Below are 16,860 nucleotides of genomic sequence, written 5' to 3' on the forward strand. Positions count from 1 at the left end.
TCTTCCTTTCATCATGTTCATCTTATTTCACTATTTTTTAATAGTTTTATTTTATCGAAATTTCCGTTTTTTATCTACATACGAATACTAGCTTTTCGGAAACCATCAAATATATTTATTGCAGCAGATAACATATAAAAGAAAATTCCTCCCCCAATGAGCCGCGTTTTAAACTCCTCTGGGGAAATAGTAAATGCATTTGCCAAATACGTAATAAATCCTGCGTTAAATAAATGTGGATTTACTACAATTACAATGAATACTATCGTCCCAGCTACTTGAAGAATAGCATTTCCAATCGCCAATCTTTGCGTCCATTTTCCTTGTACTAATTTATAAAGGGATATACCTATTTCAAAAACGATCATAATTACAACGATTGGCCAGTACTGCAGTAAAATATCTTGATTAAAAGTTGGCGAGACAAACTTCAGTCCATTTGCCGTACCATGATATACGCCAACAAGATGATTCGCATAAAAGTAAAGTGTAGCCCAAACTGCTGTCCACATTAAACCTCCAAAAACTTCAAACTTCGAGATTGCTTTTTTCTTTGGGATATACGAGATGTTTTTCAAATCATCTGGTGTCCATTTTTTAAAACTTGTCGTCAACGGCTGAATACCTTTGTCTTTATCTGTTCTTTCTAAAATAACAAACACAAGTGTCAACCAGAAAAATACATGAAGACCCACTTCAAAAATTTCCCCAATACCTTTACCTATCAATTGTAAAATAACATTTAATACCGCTTGATCACCACTATAGCCTATAAAATTTTCTGCAACCATTGATATGAGTGCAATGATTGCCGCGATTGGTATAATCATTTTTAACAATGTCGTATATACATCAAAATAACGTGGTCCAATTAAATGCATCGGTCTATCCAAATAACCATTAGCCAATGAAACCGGACTCCCCAATTTTTCGAGAACGCTCTTTACATCTTCTTCATTATAATCTTCAGGTAACATATCCTCTATAGTTGACCTTAGTTCAAGTGTAATATCTTCACGATTTTTTTCAGGTAATCTCTTCGCAACTTCCTGGATATAGAGATCAATTAAATTCATTCTCTTCCTCCTCCTTTAATAAGTTATAAAGTTCTTTCGAATCCTTTATCCATTCCTTTTTTAACTGCAAAAATATTTCTAATCCATATTCACTTAAAACATAATATTTACGAGGTCTACTCTCCGTTTTATCCCAACTACTCGTTACTAGCTCCTGCTTTTCTAATCTGCGAAGTAGTGGATATAAAGTACTTTGATCAATTGTAATCCCTGATTGCTCCAATAACTGGACAAGTGAATATCCGTACTGTGGCGTTCTTAATTGGCTTAAAACAGCTAACGTTAATGTCCCTCTTCTTAACTCAGTAATTAACGAGTTTAATAAAGTATCCATTCACTCACCTCATTTCCATTACTATATGTCATACAGTATGTGTTTTATACTATGTATCGTACAGTATTAGTGTGACAAAAACTGTGCTTTTTTTACCAAAAACAGATAATGAAAAGCGCAAATTATATGATTTGTGCTTTTTTAGCTAAGTTATATATATCTATAACACTCTAAAAGGTAGCAACCTTAACTACTAATTTTGAAATTCCAGTAATGCTATGTTACAAATATCGTATACATATGATGTGAACATAACATCTCACTATAGGAAGCCATTAAAACGGCAAATTACCATGGTTGAATGATTCCTGTTTTATTCTTTAGGCACTGTTGATTTCACACTGTTTTCAGCACCTAATCAACGTTATTTCCTTCATAAACTTCATCTTGTTCAAAATCTCTATTTTTATTTGGTTTATTAAAGTAAAATAAAAAAACAATTAAATTAGGTTAATTGTTTTTCAAATGCAAAATCTTTATTTTTTTAAATAACCTATGATATTCGAAAAGACAAACTCTCCAAATGCAAGTGGTATATAAATAAACCATAACTTTAATATTGCCTTTGTTTCTTTGTGATCAGAATCCCCCATTAAAACCAACCCAATCCTTTTTCTTCTAATATTTTCATTTTAATTCCAATAACAAGGAAATTATACCATTTATCAATATTATAGTCTATGTTTTCTAAAAATTAGATAAATAAAACTCTTGTATTCCCTCAACATTCAGATAAACATAATAATTTTTTTTACGTTTCATCTTCAAAGTCTATAATGAGTCCTGTTAGAACTGCTTCATTACCAATCGATTGGATCCCGTGACCAATAAAATCCATCTTAAATTCTTCCCACTTTAATTTATGTAATGATATAATAACACTAAATTTTCAACACGTGCTTAATAGATTGGGGACTTATAATGGATAAACCTCTCACTACATTACAAACTATTATTATACATATGAATACAAATGAGCATTGGCATGATTTTATTTGTTACTGTCAGCATCGCGAAGCGGGACTTCGAAAATTAGCTTATAAACATTTAGAGACATTTATTTCAAATGCAAAGAAATGGGAATCAAAAGATCAAGAAGAGTTTGCCATTTCACTGTTTACTATTTTAGATGCATTAAACGAAAAAGATGAGGTCTTAACTTTCGCACTAAATAGTTTTCTAATAGACATTCTATATAGATGGACAGAAAACAACCCATTTGATTCAAGACCTTTTAGATGGATAGGAATTTATATGGACTCTAGCAATAAAGATGACGATTTAGAAAAATTCCTTCGAAAAGCGATTGAATTAGGTGGTGATACCGAACAAGAAGCTATGATATACCTAGTTTCTAATTACATCCATACTTTAGAATTTGGTACACATGAATTCCCTTCAGGTTATTGCGGAGATTTAAGCGAATGTATAGAAAAACTTCCCTATATGCTTCAATTAATTAATAGAATTCAGAATAAGAACATAAAGGAGCAAAACATTGGTCAAATACAAGAACAACTACACCTTATTCTAGATTGGTTAAAACATACACAAACTCCAGTAGATGCTGTTCGTACATGGGAAAAAGAACAAACTAAGGAATTAGAAAAAGCATCGTATATCATTTAAACAACAGCTCAAGTCATTAATTCGTCTACCATTTTAATATAAAAAAGAGGATCTTCATACTGTACTAGAAAATCCTCTTTTTATATTTATCCCACATTAGCTTGCAGTAAAACTCCCCACTGATTATAGTTCCACTTTATTTTAATCCTTTAATTAAAGGTGACGCTTCCCCACTATGGAAAATCCATAAGTCATGAAGTGATCTCGTACATCCGACATATAGTAATTTTGCATCATGTTTTGTGTTTTTGTAATGTTCTTCATCCACATCAATTAAAAGCACCGCATCAAATTCTAAACCTTTCGCTAAATAGACAGGTACTACTGATATACCACCTTCATATTTACTTTGGTTTGCTTCAATTACGTTGACCGTTAATCCTGCATTTGTTAATTTCACATATATATCACGGCATTCATCTTCTGTTCTTCCGATTACCGCAATTGTTTTCACATCTGCATTTTGCAAATGTTTTACCGTCTTCACAATTTCAGTAAATTGATTTTCTGCATGAATTACTTTCACATCTTCTCCACTGCGGAAGACTGGTGTTGCGAGTCCTACTGGGATTTCTGCATTTTTAATTATTTCATTTGCAAATTCAATAATTTCTTTTGTAGAACGATAACTTCTTGTCAATTCATAATAACCGGTTTCTTGGAATACTTCCTTAAAAGCATTCCAATCTTCAATTCCTTGGTAATCATAAATCGCTTGCGATAAATCACCTAATATAGTGAAAGAATTACCTAATGTAATTTCTTTTAATACATAAACTTGGAAAGGCGAAAAATCTTGCGCTTCATCAATAACAACGTGATGAAACTTCTGTCCGATTTCAATCCCTGTTATACGATGATGTATGTATATTAAAGCTGGTAAATCTTCTACATACACTTCTTTTTTACGACAACTCTTTTCTGTTTCTTGAACAAGTTCTTCAGGTAATACTTCGAGTATTTCTTTGCTTTTCAACATTGAACTGTATAGTGAAAGTGGGCTCATTTTTGGCCAAAAATTCATATAGGTGTTCAATCTCTTTGTTGCTTCTTTTTTTAGTAACTTTTTCTCGTTTGTTTCTCCATACTTTTTAAGTTCAATTTCAATCCAACGTTTCATACGGCCGACTAAACGTTCTCTTCTCTTCTTTAATGGATAATGTTTATATTCCACTTGCATCCATTTTTTAACGTCTTCCACTGGAATAACAGCTTTATCCCATGCCTCAAAATCTTTTGTTGGCACTAAATCATTTTCAAATTGAGTCATTCTTTCTTCTATAAACGCCTTAAATTCTAGCGTACCTTTTAATTTACCGATCATAAGCTTTCTTTCATCGCGATTAATTGAAAAGGCTTCTTTCAATTTTTCTTCTGTCTGCTTTAGTTTCACTGAACCCTCTAACGTACGTAATGCCCAATTTGGAAACGTTGTTTGACTAATATTCCCTACACCTAATTCAGGAAGTACACTCGAAATATAGTCTAAAAACAGACTATTCGGCGCAAATACGATCATTCTTTCTGCTTCTAGTTGTTCACGATATTCATAAATTAAAAAAGCAAGGCGATGTAAAGCGATTGTTGTCTTTCCGCTCCCTGCAACCCCTTGAATTAATAATGGCAAGTTTCTTTCCGCACGAATAATATCATTTTGTTCCGATTGAATCGTTGAAACAATATCCTTTAGCTTATTATCTTTATTCTCACCTAATCGATATAGAAGAAAATCATCGGCATGCGATACATCTTCATTTCCTTTTACATATGTATCAACAACACGTTCAAGTTCTCTTTTTCGAATGGAAATGTTTCGTTTTAAATACACATCACCTTCTACTAACCCATCTGGTGATTGATAAAATGCTAATTCTTCTCCACCGGTAAATGAATAAAACATACTTGCGACAGGTGCTCTCCAATCAATAATGATTGGTTTCATCGTGTCCATATCCGAAACCCCTACTTTTCCAATATAAATCGGCATAACTGCTTCTTTACCATCTTCCTGAAAATCTAACCTTCCAAAGTACGGCTCTTGCACACCAATACGTAAATTTTGTCTATTAGACTCTCTCATACTTTCAAGAATTTGCTCTTTAAAATCTTCTCCATAATAAACTGGGATTTTTTCAAGCTTATCCAATTGCTCATCCATCGTATGTAAAGTATCCTTCATTTTTTGTAACTCATCTTCAAATATGTTGCTCATTTCGACGATTCCCTCCTGTCCGTTCTAATTTTTCAGTCGAAATACCATTGTATTAAAAATTCAATCGTAAAGTCAATAGTTTCCAATTAAATTTTCCGAAAAAACTTACTTTTTATCTTTCTAATTTTAAAGATATATACAACATCTAAATCACATCACTACACATATAGTATAGTGATGCATACAAAAGATACCTCTTTCTATTTGTGACCTATTTAATTTATATATTGACAAACAATGTAAAAATCAAAGATACATAAAGTGAAAATTTTATAAGGCGGTTTTACTGCCCACAAATAGTAGGCTAAATAAAAGTAAAGGAGTCTATTCAAATGAAATTCGCGAAAAAGAAATCACTAAAGTTATATTTACTTATTTTTGTATTAACTGTTTTGGCCAGTGGATGGATTGGGGTATTTCTAGATTCTCTTCTAACAAATCAACCTGAAGGAAATACTTTAGGTATGGGGTTATGGCTAATATTACCTTTCCTCGTAAGCATTTTACTTAGAGTTATTAGCCGAGATTGGAATCATTTTGGCATCAAGCCAAATTTGAAAGGAAACTTTATATGGTATTTCACTGCACTACTTATTTATCCATTCGTTACAGTAATAACGATAAGCATATCGCTCATTTTTGGAGTAGCTCATATTTCTAGTTTTGATATATCCACGTTATTGTCACTCATAGTCATGTCTACTATTGGTAACTTTATTAAAAATATTTTTGAAGAGTTTTCTTGGCGTGGTTATTTAACTCCAAAGTTGATTGAACTAAATCTAAACGATTGGTACATTTATATTATTTCTGGTTTAATTTGGGCACTTTGGCATGCTGCATATTATATAGTCTTTTTGCCAAATAAATATTTTGAATCTATCTCAAGATTAAATATGCTTTTATCTGGCTGTATCCTTATGGTTTGTTGGTCAATTATGTATGTTGAAATATATAGACTTACAAAATCCGTCTGGCCATGCGTTATCATGCATGCGATCGAGGATGCTGTTCCTACTGTTTTAGTCACAATAACAGGGATTATTACTCTTACAAACAGTAGTGATTTTTGGTTAAATCCTATTAGCGGGGTCGCTGCTACTGTTTTATTTCTCGGAATTGGAATCGTACTAAGAACTATAAGAATAAAAAGAGAACGACAATTATTCACACAATAAAAGTAAAAAGAGTAAGGATTTAGTGAACTGCACCCCAATTGTTAGACACAGTCTAACAATTGGAGGTGCAGTTTTTCTATGGCTAAATTTACAGCTGATGAAAAAATACAAATCGTTCTACGTTATTTGAATGGAAATGAAAGTTATCGAGAAATGGGTAAATCGATTGGTATAAGTGACACAATTATTTTGAATTGGGTAAACCAATATAAACAGAATGGTATGGAAGCTTTTCTAAAACGATGTACAAATTACACACAACAATTTAAACTAGACGTACTAAACTTTATGATTGAAAACGGTATGTCCTTATTTGAGACGGCAGCTATCTTTAATATTCCTGCCCCTTCAACGATTTCTGTTTGGAAAAAACAGCTCGAAACACAAGGAATTGATGCCCTTCAATCTAAGAAAAAGGGGCGTCCATCCATGAAAAAAGATTCAAATAAACAAGTAAAACAACCTTTAGCTGAAGGATCAGTCGAAGCACTTGAAGCACGTATTCAACAGCTTGAAATGGAAAATGAGTACTTAAAAAAGTTGAATGCCTTAGTTCAAAACAAGGAAAAATCACGAAACAAGACAAGGCACAAGTAGTCTATGAATTAAGGCATAAATATTCGGTGAAGGCACTCGTGGAACTAGCTACTATTCCTCGAAGCACGTATTATGATTTAGTAAAGAAAATGAATCGTCCGGATCAAGATGCCGATTTGAAAGCTGAAATTAAAGCAATTTATGAGGAAAATGAAGGTCGTTATGGCTACCGTCGCATTCGTGATGAGTTAACGAATCGTGATCAGAAAGTGAATCACAAGAAGGTTCAGCGCATTATGAAAGAGCTTGGATTAAAGTGTGTTGTGCGTATGAGGAAATATAAATCCTATAAAGGGAAAGTCGGTAAAATTGCACCTAATATTTTAGAGCGTAATTTTTATACAGATGCCCCGGATCAAAAATGGGTAACGGACATCACAGAGTTTAAATTGTTTGGAGAGAAACTGTATGTATCACCTGTATTAGACTTGTATAATGGTGAAATTATTACCTATACAATTGGTTCTAGACCGACGTATTCGCTTGTTTCAGACATGTTAGAGAAAGCATTGGAACGTTTACCTGAAACCCACCAGCTACTGATGCATTCGGATCAAGGATGGCATTATCAAATGAGACAGTACGTCCGGACACTTGAATCAAGAGCTATCGTCCAGAGTATGTCTCGAAAAGGCAACTGTTACGACAACGCAGTAATAGAAAATTTCTTTGGGATTATGAAGTCGGAGTTCCTCTACATAAAAGAATTTGAAAATGTAGAGCACTTTAAAATAGAATTAGAAAAATATATAGATTATTATAATACGAAACGGATTAAGGCGAAATTAAAAATGAGCCCGGTACAATACCGGACTCACTTTTATCAAGTTGCCTAATGAAATAACCGTGTCTAACTTTTAGGGGTCACTTCATTAGTCCCTACTCTTTTTCACTTTTACTCGATATGATAAACATTCATTTAAAGATGATTGCTCTTCATATTTCCCAGCTTCAAAATCATACGCTCCTCCTGGGAAAATCCCAACTATACTTAAATGAGCCTCGGCACATAAATTACTAATCTCATCTACAGCATAGCAGCGTAAAGATTGTGTCACGATATCATTTGAAGAATCTATTTCCCACCAATGGTCTAGCATTCTTGCATTTTCACTATCATATTCATACTTTCGCATTGCAGAACCTATCGGCATTTCTTGTCCATTGGCCTTTTCCCAATATAACGGTTGATAAATATCAATAAGTGCACATCCATCATCTTTCAACCAGTTATGTATACGTTTTAATAAAAATAATTGTTCTTCATCGGTTCCTACACCAAATCCGTCTAAATAACAAATAACATCAAACTTTTCTTTAAAGTTAATTTTATAAAAATCGGCGCAATGAACCTCAATGTCATTAGTAGAATGTTCTTTTGCAAACATAGCTAACTCCGGTACAAGCTCAACAGTAGTCATTTTTACATTCAAATTAGACATCGCCCTTGCAAATCCGCCATTTCCAGCCCCTAATTCTAACATCGTCTGAATTGGATATCCAACTTGTTCTTGCACTTCTTTAGCAACTTCCTGTAACCAATTTTCATTATTTATATCATAGCTTATTAGTTCAAATTGTTTTTCATAAAATTCTTTTACATTTAATTCGTTCATTATTATTCTCCTCCTGCAAATTATTTTACTGTTACAGGTGAGAAACTAAATTTCTAATCCCCATGAAAAATCCTCCTTTTGATTTCCCTATATTTACAATTTATCAAAATAATAAGGATTTTGAAAGTGAAAGTATAAAAAATAGATAATGGATTATTCCACTATCTACTCTTTAGCTACTCTTATTTTTCTTTTTTATACTCCACCCAGTCACCAGAATCAATAACTTTTAATATCATCTTTTTATCTTGAGCGATATACACATATGCCTCTATTTTCCTATCAGCAACATATACTGTTTGCGTAATTCGATCATATAAATCAGTCTCCGCATTACCTGTATATTCTTCTAGTTCATCTAACTTACACAATATCTCATCATTTACTACATAAACTTCTCCATACACCTTTTCTTCAATCGAATAAGTCATGGCCGGATATCCTTTGTTCGTATCAAATAATTTTCCATATGTCCAAGCTCTGTCTGCAATGCATGTTGCACCTAGCATATAATGAGCATTCGTTTGTCCTCTTCTTAACGTGCCATAAACGAAAACATGATACATAAATTCTTATCCCCTTTATATGTCTCTACTTTCTTATTTGTAAATAAGCACGAATCATAAAGTAACTCACTTCATTCGGAAGCTGTTCTTTAATAGATTTCAGACCACCCTCTGCATTTTGAACGGCAGTTTCAATAAGAGATTCATACTCTGATGGAACAAAACTTTGCCACTCTACTTCCATTCCATCCTCGTAGCAGCGAATTAAATGGTTTTCGATTGTTTGTCTTGATAAGTTGCGTTCTTTTGCAATCTCATTCAAATCAATACCTTGTTTATACATTTCATACGTTTCTAAATGAGAATTTGCGGACGCTTTTCCTGACTTTTTACGCTCTGAAACTACTTCTGTCTTAATCGTTTCAGCATAATTTGGATTTTCCTCAATAAAATGCTGAACTGCTTGTAAGAAGTGCGAGCCATATTTCACAAGTTTGTGTTCTCCGATACCTTTTACCGTCAACAATTCGGAATCACTTTGCGGCATTTTCACACACATATCTTTTAATGTTTGGTCAGAGAAAATAACGAACGGAGGTACACCTTCTCCTTGTGCAATTTCTTTACGTACTTCACGAAGCACTTCAAATAAAGGATGGTCTTGAACAATTTGTCTTGTCTCTACTCGTTCTTTTCGTAAAACATTCTCTTTACCAAGTAATACTTCTTTCCCTTTTTCAGTTACTTTTAACGTCGGATAAGTGCCATGCTCAACTGCAATTAACTCGTCTGAAATTAAAAACTCAATAAACTCACTGACCTCTTTTACACTACGGTTCGATAAAAGCCCATACGTTGGTAAAGTCTGAAAATTAAATTCAATAACTTTCTTATTCTTCGACCCAGTTAATACTTGCGCTATCATTTGCTTTCCAAAGCGTTGGTTCGTTCTAATCATGCATGATAAAACCATTTGTGATTCCCTTGTCACATCGATGCTCTCGCGATTGTCTGTACAATTACCACAGCGTCCACAATCTTCTTTCGGTTCTTCTCCAAAGTATTGCAAAATGAATGATTGTAAACATTGTTCTGTATGACAGTAATCGGTCATATTTTGCAATTTTTCAAGTTCATTTGAAAAACGTGATTCTCCAGTTGATTGATCAATTAAAAAACGCTGTACTTGTACATCTTGAGAAGAATATAACAATATACATGTACTATCTAATCCGTCACGACCAGCACGTCCTGCTTCTTGATAGTAACTTTCCATATTTTTTGGAAGCTGATAATGAATTACGTAACGAATATTCGATTTATCAATACCCATCCCGAATGCAGATGTTGCTACCATTACACTTACTTCATCTCGTAAAAAGAGTTCTTGTTGCTCATTTCGATCACTATCACTCATACCAGCGTGATATTTTGATACAGAAACTCCTGCCTTCATTAAATCTTGATATAACTGATCGACTACTTTTCTAGTAGCTGCATATATAATCCCAGATTCCTTTTGATTTTGACGAATATAATCCGCCAAATATGCATTTCGATCTTGCCCTTTAATGACAGAAAACGATAAGTTCTCACGCTCAAACGTTGTCATAATTGTATTTTCTTTATTAATTTCAAGTGTATTACAAATATCATCACGTACTTGCGGTGTTGCTGTTGCTGTTAATGCTAATACGAGCGGCTTTTCTGGAAGATAATCTAATATGCGATGTATATGTAAATAACTTGGACGGAAATCATGTCCCCACTGTGAAATACAGTGTGCTTCATCAATCGCAATCATAGGGATTTTCATATCGATAAGTTGGTCAACAAACTCCATCGAATCAAGACGCTCAGGCGCGACATAAAGTAATTTGTAATGTCCTTGCTTCGCTAATTGAATTCGTTGATTCGCTTCAGCAATCGAAATAGAACTATTAATATAGGTAGCTGAAATACCGTTTTGTACTAATGTATCTACTTGGTCTTTCATAAGTGATATTAAAGGCGATATAACTAACGTTGTTCCTTCAAATACTAATGCGGGAATTTGATAACAAATTGACTTACCACCACCTGTAGGCATAATACAGACAGTATCTTTCCCATCTAATACATTTTTAATTGTTTCATCTTGTCCTCTTCGGAATGACGAATAACCGAAATAAGACGCTAAAAGTTCTTGTGCTTTTGTAAACAAAAAAGAGTCACCTGCTTTTCTTTATCTTTCATCTACTCCTATTATATCATCTCTTATGCATCATGAAAGTGATGAATACATGACTAACAGCCTGCTTTTTCATTATTTTATGCTTCTTTACATTTTTGAGAATGATTAGCAATTATAACGAATTTCAAAATAAATACACATTTTATTAATTCTCCTTGAATACTACTAATCTTATACATATGAATTCAGGGGGTTACTATATGAAGCACCGTAATATTAGTTCCATCAAACAGAAAACGGTATCGAACCAACTCCAATTCTCAAATAATGAAGCGTGGAAATATGAATCATACTATAAGTACCAGCCATTACTCTCTTATAAAAAGCTTTTACATTTTCTTTCTCAACTTTTTAGACGTTAATATATGCGCAAAAAATGTATCATTCACAGAATTTTTCTCAATATTAAATGTATAGACTTACTACAATTCAGTTGTTACCATATATAATAATCTGTTGGATAAACCCCTTAAGTTGACCTGCTTATATTAGCAGGTCTTTTTCATGATTACATACTTCTGTGTACCTCGATCTCACTTCCAAGTCTTTTCTCCATTTTATAACCATATTTAACTCCCAACAATTCATGATAATCATGAATTGTTGGGAGTTAAATTGTTCACATATAATTATGCAATTCTTCTTTCTCAATACACAAAAGACATTTTACTTGCTACTATAAAAGTACTCCAGATGAGTTTTTTGCTCATCGACATTATCTAGTTATTGGGGCCTGCCGCGGGAAGCAGGTCCCTTTGACTGTATGAAGGTCCTAATTTCATTTGGACACATTTACCAGGGTTTTTCAAAAGAATTTTATGATAACATTACGTAGTCGAGTCCGACATCTCGGCAATACCCTTTTGAGGGTCTGCAACTTCCCTTGCAGACCCTCTTTTACTTTATATTCAATTTATTCATATATACCACAACATCATTCATTGAATTTCTCCATTTCAAATTCCCTAAAAATAATCTAGGACACGTAACTAAAAATAAATCTTCATCATACTTTGAGTTATACATGTTCAAAGGAGTGTTACTATTTATGTATTCTTATTGGCAATCGTATTACTCCCCCTACCATAACCCTTATGTAAACTATGATTTATCCGTACGGAACTACCGAATTAGTAAAAATGAGAATTTTTTAAAAGGGTATATGCGTTCTTTATGGGAACAACACGTCGCTTGGACGAGATTGGCTATTATAAGTATAGTCTTTAATTTACCAGATGTTAACGTTACTGTTGGACGACTTCTACAAAACGCAACACATATGGGACTATCACTTGAACCATTTTACGGTGAGGATGCAGTGAAAAAATATAGTGCATTAATTAAAGATCACTTAGTAATTGCAGCGGATCTTGTTAAAGCCGCAAAAGCTGGTAATCAAAATGCAGCGGCCGCTATAGAGAAAAAATGGTACGCTAATGGTGATGAAATTATTGAATTTCTTAACAGTATCAACCCATATATAGATAAAGAAGAATTTAGAAAAATGTTTTATGAACATTTAGCACTAACGAAAGCAGAAGCACTTGCCTTCCTAAATAAAGATTATGAAGCAGGAGTAAAACTTTACGATAAAATTGAAAAAGAAGCATTAGAAATGGCCGACATGATAACAAACGCAATCGTAAAACAATTCCCGCAAGTATTTCAATAAAGTGAAACTTTAATCAGAGTAGGTATTACTACTAAGTAATACTTGATAAAAATAAGTCGGTTTCCAAACATAAATCGGCTTATTTAGTTTTCTCTCCATGATATTTCACCTCTCCTCTTTACATTTAGCTTATATCGATATATTTTATTAATATCCGTTTTTTATAGGAGGAAATAGTTTGATTAACGCGATTGGTCTCGTTTTTATACTTACAAATAAACACGAGAAAAAAAAGAAAGTTTACTTAAATGAAAAATTTGCACTAATAGATATTATTGATTCTAAAGAAGTATTTGATGATGAAGGGAATCCTTTAGTAGAACTAACATGTAAATACAGTATATATTTAGATGAAAAATATTACTGTAAATCTCTCGATGATTATACCGGACAAGTATTTCCTTTCTTAAGTGCAAAAATAGGAAAAGGTCTTCTAAGAAACTTAAACTACTACTTTTCTTACGTTGATGCCTATGATAAGAAACCACCAGTTAAAGAAATAAGACCACTTATGAAACAAGTAACGAACAGATAGCCAAAAATACAAAAAAAGAAAGCATCTAACTCTGGATGTTTTCTTTTTTATTGAAAACTCATTAACTTTCATCCTCTTCTAAAAGTATGTATCCAAGCATATTTTAAATTAAAAACATTGGAGGATTAGAGTGAATGAAATACTCAGAAACAATTATAAGCAAACGACTTCGAATACTTAAAATGACGGGTATGTTTTTCATGCTAGTGTTAATAGCATGGATTGGCTATACAAAATTACTTTATGAAAACGGCTTTCTTCAAGAAAAAAAGAATTCAGTAGAAGTAATGAACACTAGCATTACAGGAGAAATAGAGCAGCTTTTTCATATAAACTTGCAAGGTTATCGAAAAACAAGCCTTGATGCTGTTATAGAAGCAAGCAAAACCGATCCAAGTGAACTATCCCTAATTGAACTGGTCAACAAATCCTGCTCGCGAGATTGCATAGGCGAACCAGTAACATATGTAAACTCAAACAATGGATATATCTTTTATAAGGAATCTAATGGAACTAATGTAGCTATAACGGTTAAAAAGAAAGACACATGGGTAATTGTAAAGAAATCTGTTCAAGATGGAATATAATCACCCAAAAAAAGAGTACGTATCGTACTCTTTTTTATTATTAATACCCTTCCTCTTCATGAATACAATGGCATTTCGGTTTTGTTTTACAATGACATTTTTCACACTCACATTTCGGTTTCTCTTTGCAACAACATTCGTGAAAATCATTGCGTTTACATCTACATCTCCCAAACATTAAATTATCCCAAAATGTATTACAATTTCGGGAATGCCCACAATGACAAGTATTCCCCATGAATCTGCTTCCTCCTTAATAGAATTCATCATATTCTATGTTTGAAAGTATACAAAGGCTTGTTTATTAGTCTATTTTCTCCATATTATAAGTAGAGTTAAAAGATTACATAAAAATAAAAAACCGTCACATGACGGCTTTTTATTTAGCAAACTACTCTTTTGTATAAAAATATTTAATTCCTTTCGTATCTAACCAAGCAGTTGCTTTGTCCAGTTCGTTCCCTTGACGATAATCTGTTTCGAAATACACAAGCCCTTGATTATCTCCACGAGATATTATTTTAGAAGTATATCCAAGCTTATCCATCATTTGAATCATGTCAGGAATTAAATTTACACCAAATTCATAAGTAACTACTTTGTTATATTTATTCACTATAATTCCAACCCCTTCTTGTTTTTTTATCGGCTCAACAATTTGATTTGTAAACCAAGCTAACGGCTTATTTCCAATCAGCTTATTTAAATCACATTTGCCGATACCAGCCACATTGCCTGTTTCTGTGTATTGCCAAATATCACATGGATATGCCGGTTTGTTACCACCATAACGAGGAATCCATACAAAATCAGAATTGACATTTGCCATTCCAAATGGAGCATACATATGATGAGCAATATATAAACCAGCCTTCTTAGCTCCTAATCTGCGTAATTCATCAATAAAAGCTTGTGTACCTGCTCTCATATCGTTCATTGTTCTTACTTCTACGTCAGCTACCCAAACTGTTGCATTTTTATCACCACGGTTCCAAAAGTCTCTTGCTTCTATCCGTGCATCCTCTACTGAAACGAAACGACAGAACGCATAATTACCAAACGGAATATTTCTTGCTTTCATTGCTTGTACATAATTTTTATATAAAGGATCTACATAATTTGAACCATCTTGCACACGTGCAATTACAAAATCTAATTGTGGTGCTGCGATATCCCAGTTAATGTCGCCATTCCATTTCGAAATATCTACAATATAACCCATTATTTAACATCTCCTTTTTCATTATTATATTCAAAGCTTGTTTTTTTGCTATTATCAACTAATAAATAGTATGAGAGGTATTATATTATTGGGTAATAATTTAAAATTCGGCTTATGTATTGAGAAAACAAAATATTATTACGGGTTGAATAAGTAAAGGTTTACAAAACTCTAAACTATATAAAGTGAAACTATAATTAGTAGGAGGCTACGAGCAGTGGAATTCCCACCTAATTTCTTAGCTTCATCCGAATTTTGAGGTGAGAATTTTACTACCCACAAATAGCTTGATAAATAAAACCACCTTTCTGACAGGTGGTTTTGTGTACTAATTTACATATACATTGTCCATATTTTTATAGTTACATAATTATTAGTTACTTAATATACTTGTTAACTAAATATAAGACAATTTTTAGTTTTTAATCAAACTAATTTTCATTTTATCTCACGTACTCATAGTACCATTTTCGTGCATCTAACCAAGCTGTAAATTTATCGATATTTCCAGACGGATAGCCATTCGTTATAGCATAACCAATGCCATCTTTCTGAACGACAATTTGTCCATCAATACCCGCATCTACCATAGCTTGAGCCAAATCTTGTAAATTACTAAATGCTACACCACCAGTTTTTACTTTGAGCAAATCCGCTGCACCTCCTCCAGTTTGTCCTGTAAGAGCAAATACAACAGAATTAGCGATTTTATCAACATTCCATTTTGCCATATCAGATTCATTGTCAATAAATCCTAATTCTATAAGAATAGCAGGTGCTTTCGTCCCATTTAATACCGCTAAATCTGTACGCTGTTTCGCACCTCGATCACGCCATCCAATATCTTTTGCTAGTTGAGCTGAGATTTTAGCCGCCAAATCTTTCTGATCATAATACAAAACCTCAACACCCTGTCCATTTCCATCACTTGCATTAAGATGAAAAGAAATAACTAAATCCACAGCATGGGAATTGCTATTCCGAATGATATTATTTAAATTTTGTGATTGAGTTGCCCCTACCTCGTCCGTATCGTCATAAACCGTGTGTCCTAGGGATCTTAACTTAGCCGCCACAGCATCTTTAACTTGCCTATCTAAAACGTGTTCTTTCCGATTCCCAAAATTAGCACCTTGAACAATACTATTGTGTCCTCCGTGCAAACTATATCTGGCCATTATTTATCAACATCTCCTTTCTTAATATCCTATTCAAAACTTGTCTTATTGCTATTCCCACTTACAATTTTAACTGTACCCATATGTCCTACATTTTCTAGAAGTGAAGCAATTTGTTTTCGATATAAAAAAGCTATCGCTTCATAAATCGAATGATTTATTCTCTAAATTACTTTTACATGAATGACGACACGAACAAAAAAGCATCACCCTTTCGGCGATGCCTAAAAACTCTATTTTACTTTTCAGCTCCCTAAATAAATAGAGTTTAAAATCACTGAAACT

Annotated in this window: 14 protein-coding genes and 1 pseudogene; 6 read left to right on the top strand and 9 right to left on the bottom strand. The window is 33.1% G+C overall.

Annotated elements, in window-relative coordinates; all coding sequences use genetic code 11:
* Positions 1 to 74 precede the first annotated feature (74 nt).
* Positions 75 to 1,076: an HAAS signaling domain-containing protein gene (locus BLT20_RS10995; RefSeq protein WP_001048882.1), complete on the bottom strand. Its 1,002-nt coding sequence runs from the start codon at positions 1,074 to 1,076 to the stop codon at positions 75 to 77.
* Positions 1,063 to 1,410, bottom strand: a complete 348-nt coding sequence (locus BLT20_RS11000) for a PadR family transcriptional regulator (RefSeq protein WP_000380295.1) — start codon at positions 1,408 to 1,410, stop codon at positions 1,063 to 1,065. The genes BLT20_RS10995 and BLT20_RS11000 overlap by 14 nt, the downstream gene beginning before the upstream one ends.
* A 921-nt stretch (positions 1,411 to 2,331) precedes the next feature.
* Between BLT20_RS11000 and BLT20_RS11005 the strand changes: the two are divergent.
* Positions 2,332 to 3,059, top strand: a pseudogene (locus BLT20_RS11005) (hypothetical protein).
* A gap of 116 nt (positions 3,060 to 3,175) precedes the next feature.
* Here the strand turns inward: BLT20_RS11005 and BLT20_RS11010 are convergent.
* Complete coding sequence (locus tag BLT20_RS11010) at positions 3,176 to 5,251, bottom strand: HelD family protein (protein WP_000065166.1); 2,076 nt, start codon at positions 5,249 to 5,251, stop codon at positions 3,176 to 3,178.
* A 332-nt stretch (positions 5,252 to 5,583) separates the two neighbouring features.
* On the opposite strand from BLT20_RS11010, the gene BLT20_RS11015 reads away from it, so the two are divergent.
* A complete protein-coding gene (locus BLT20_RS11015) occupies positions 5,584 to 6,429 on the top strand; it encodes a CPBP family glutamic-type intramembrane protease (RefSeq protein ID WP_000666536.1) in 846 nt (281 codons plus the stop codon).
* Positions 6,430 to 6,507: 78 nt separating this feature from the next.
* Positions 6,508 to 7,862, top strand: a protein-coding gene (locus tag BLT20_RS11020; protein ID WP_090782810.1) for an IS3-like element ISBce19 family transposase whose coding sequence is annotated in 2 segments (ribosomal slippage) — positions 6,508 to 6,961 and positions 6,961 to 7,862 — 1,356 coding nt in all. Because the reading frame shifts where the segments join, the coding sequence is not laid out codon by codon here.
* Between the two features lie 36 nt (positions 7,863 to 7,898).
* On the opposite strand, the gene BLT20_RS11025 is transcribed toward BLT20_RS11020, so the two are convergent.
* The 3 genes from BLT20_RS11025 to recQ form a co-directional block, all read right to left on the bottom strand.
* Positions 7,899 to 8,642, bottom strand: coding sequence for a class I SAM-dependent methyltransferase (locus BLT20_RS11025; RefSeq protein ID WP_001004292.1), 744 nt, complete (start codon positions 8,640 to 8,642; stop codon positions 7,899 to 7,901).
* 182 nt (positions 8,643 to 8,824) lie between these two features.
* A complete protein-coding gene (locus BLT20_RS11030) occupies positions 8,825 to 9,208 on the bottom strand; it encodes a gamma-glutamylcyclotransferase family protein (protein ID WP_000274909.1) in 384 nt (127 codons plus the stop codon).
* Positions 9,209 to 9,233: 25 nt separating this feature from the next.
* Positions 9,234 to 11,351 carry a DNA helicase RecQ gene (recQ, locus tag BLT20_RS11035; protein WP_000494265.1) on the bottom strand — a complete coding sequence of 706 codons (2,118 nt, stop codon included), beginning with the start codon at positions 11,349 to 11,351 and terminating at the stop codon, positions 9,234 to 9,236.
* A 1,078-nt stretch (positions 11,352 to 12,429) separates the two neighbouring features.
* Here recQ and BLT20_RS11045 point away from each other — a divergent pair.
* From BLT20_RS11045 to BLT20_RS11055, 3 genes are all read left to right on the top strand, one after another.
* On the top strand, positions 12,430 to 13,053 hold the full coding sequence (locus tag BLT20_RS11045) for a hypothetical protein (RefSeq protein ID WP_000287728.1): 624 nt from the start codon (positions 12,430 to 12,432) through the stop codon (positions 13,051 to 13,053).
* A 178-nt stretch (positions 13,054 to 13,231) separates the two neighbouring features.
* Positions 13,232 to 13,588 carry a hypothetical protein gene (locus BLT20_RS11050; RefSeq protein ID WP_000606231.1) on the top strand — a complete coding sequence of 119 codons (357 nt, stop codon included), beginning with the start codon at positions 13,232 to 13,234 and terminating at the stop codon, positions 13,586 to 13,588.
* Positions 13,589 to 13,722: 134 nt separating this feature from the next.
* Positions 13,723 to 14,175 carry a hypothetical protein gene (locus BLT20_RS11055; protein WP_000877572.1) on the top strand — a complete coding sequence of 151 codons (453 nt, stop codon included), beginning with the start codon at positions 13,723 to 13,725 and terminating at the stop codon, positions 14,173 to 14,175.
* Here the strand turns inward: BLT20_RS11055 and BLT20_RS30565 are convergent, their stop codons facing one another.
* The 3 genes from BLT20_RS30565 to BLT20_RS11065 form a co-directional block, all read right to left on the bottom strand.
* The gene (locus BLT20_RS30565) at positions 14,176 to 14,349 is read right to left on the bottom strand and encodes a hypothetical protein (protein WP_000503004.1); all 174 of its coding nucleotides are present in this window, start codon (positions 14,347 to 14,349) and stop codon (positions 14,176 to 14,178) included.
* Between the two features lie 217 nt (positions 14,350 to 14,566).
* Entirely contained in the window at positions 14,567 to 15,397 is an 831-nt protein-coding gene (locus BLT20_RS11060) for a GH25 family lysozyme (protein WP_000540616.1), read from the bottom strand.
* Positions 15,398 to 15,840: 443 nt separating this feature from the next.
* Positions 15,841 to 16,575, bottom strand: a complete 735-nt coding sequence (locus BLT20_RS11065; protein ID WP_000135291.1) for an N-acetylmuramoyl-L-alanine amidase — start codon at positions 16,573 to 16,575, stop codon at positions 15,841 to 15,843.
* Positions 16,576 to 16,860 lie beyond the last annotated feature (285 nt).

The sequence above is a fragment of the Bacillus sp. cl96 genome (genome assembly GCF_900100505.1).
Classification (GTDB): domain Bacteria; phylum Bacillota; class Bacilli; order Bacillales; family Bacillaceae_G; genus Bacillus_A; species Bacillus_A cereus.

Bases quoted from the DNA above. Each gene is read 5' to 3' on its own strand.
- BLT20_RS10995 (WP_001048882.1), bottom strand. From the start codon at position 1,076: ATGAATTTAATTGATCTCTATATCCAGGAAGTTGCGAAGAGATTACCT.
- BLT20_RS11000 (WP_000380295.1), bottom strand. From the start codon at position 1,410: ATGGATACTTTATTAAACTCGTTAATTACTGAGTTAAGAAGAGGGACA.
- BLT20_RS11010 (WP_000065166.1), bottom strand. From the start codon at position 5,251: ATGAGCAACATATTTGAAGATGAGTTACAAAAAATGAAGGATACTTTA.
- BLT20_RS11015 (WP_000666536.1), top strand. From the start codon at position 5,584: ATGAAATTCGCGAAAAAGAAATCACTAAAGTTATATTTACTTATTTTT.
- BLT20_RS11025 (WP_001004292.1), bottom strand. From the start codon at position 8,642: ATGAACGAATTAAATGTAAAAGAATTTTATGAAAAACAATTTGAACTA.
- BLT20_RS11030 (WP_000274909.1), bottom strand. From the start codon at position 9,208: ATGTATCATGTTTTCGTTTATGGCACGTTAAGAAGAGGACAAACGAAT.
- BLT20_RS11045 (WP_000287728.1), top strand. From the start codon at position 12,430: ATGTATTCTTATTGGCAATCGTATTACTCCCCCTACCATAACCCTTAT.
- BLT20_RS11055 (WP_000877572.1), top strand. From the start codon at position 13,723: ATGAAATACTCAGAAACAATTATAAGCAAACGACTTCGAATACTTAAA.
- BLT20_RS11060 (WP_000540616.1), bottom strand. From the start codon at position 15,397: ATGGGTTATATTGTAGATATTTCGAAATGGAATGGCGACATTAACTGG.
- BLT20_RS11065 (WP_000135291.1), bottom strand. From the start codon at position 16,575: ATGGCCAGATATAGTTTGCACGGAGGACACAATAGTATTGTTCAAGGT.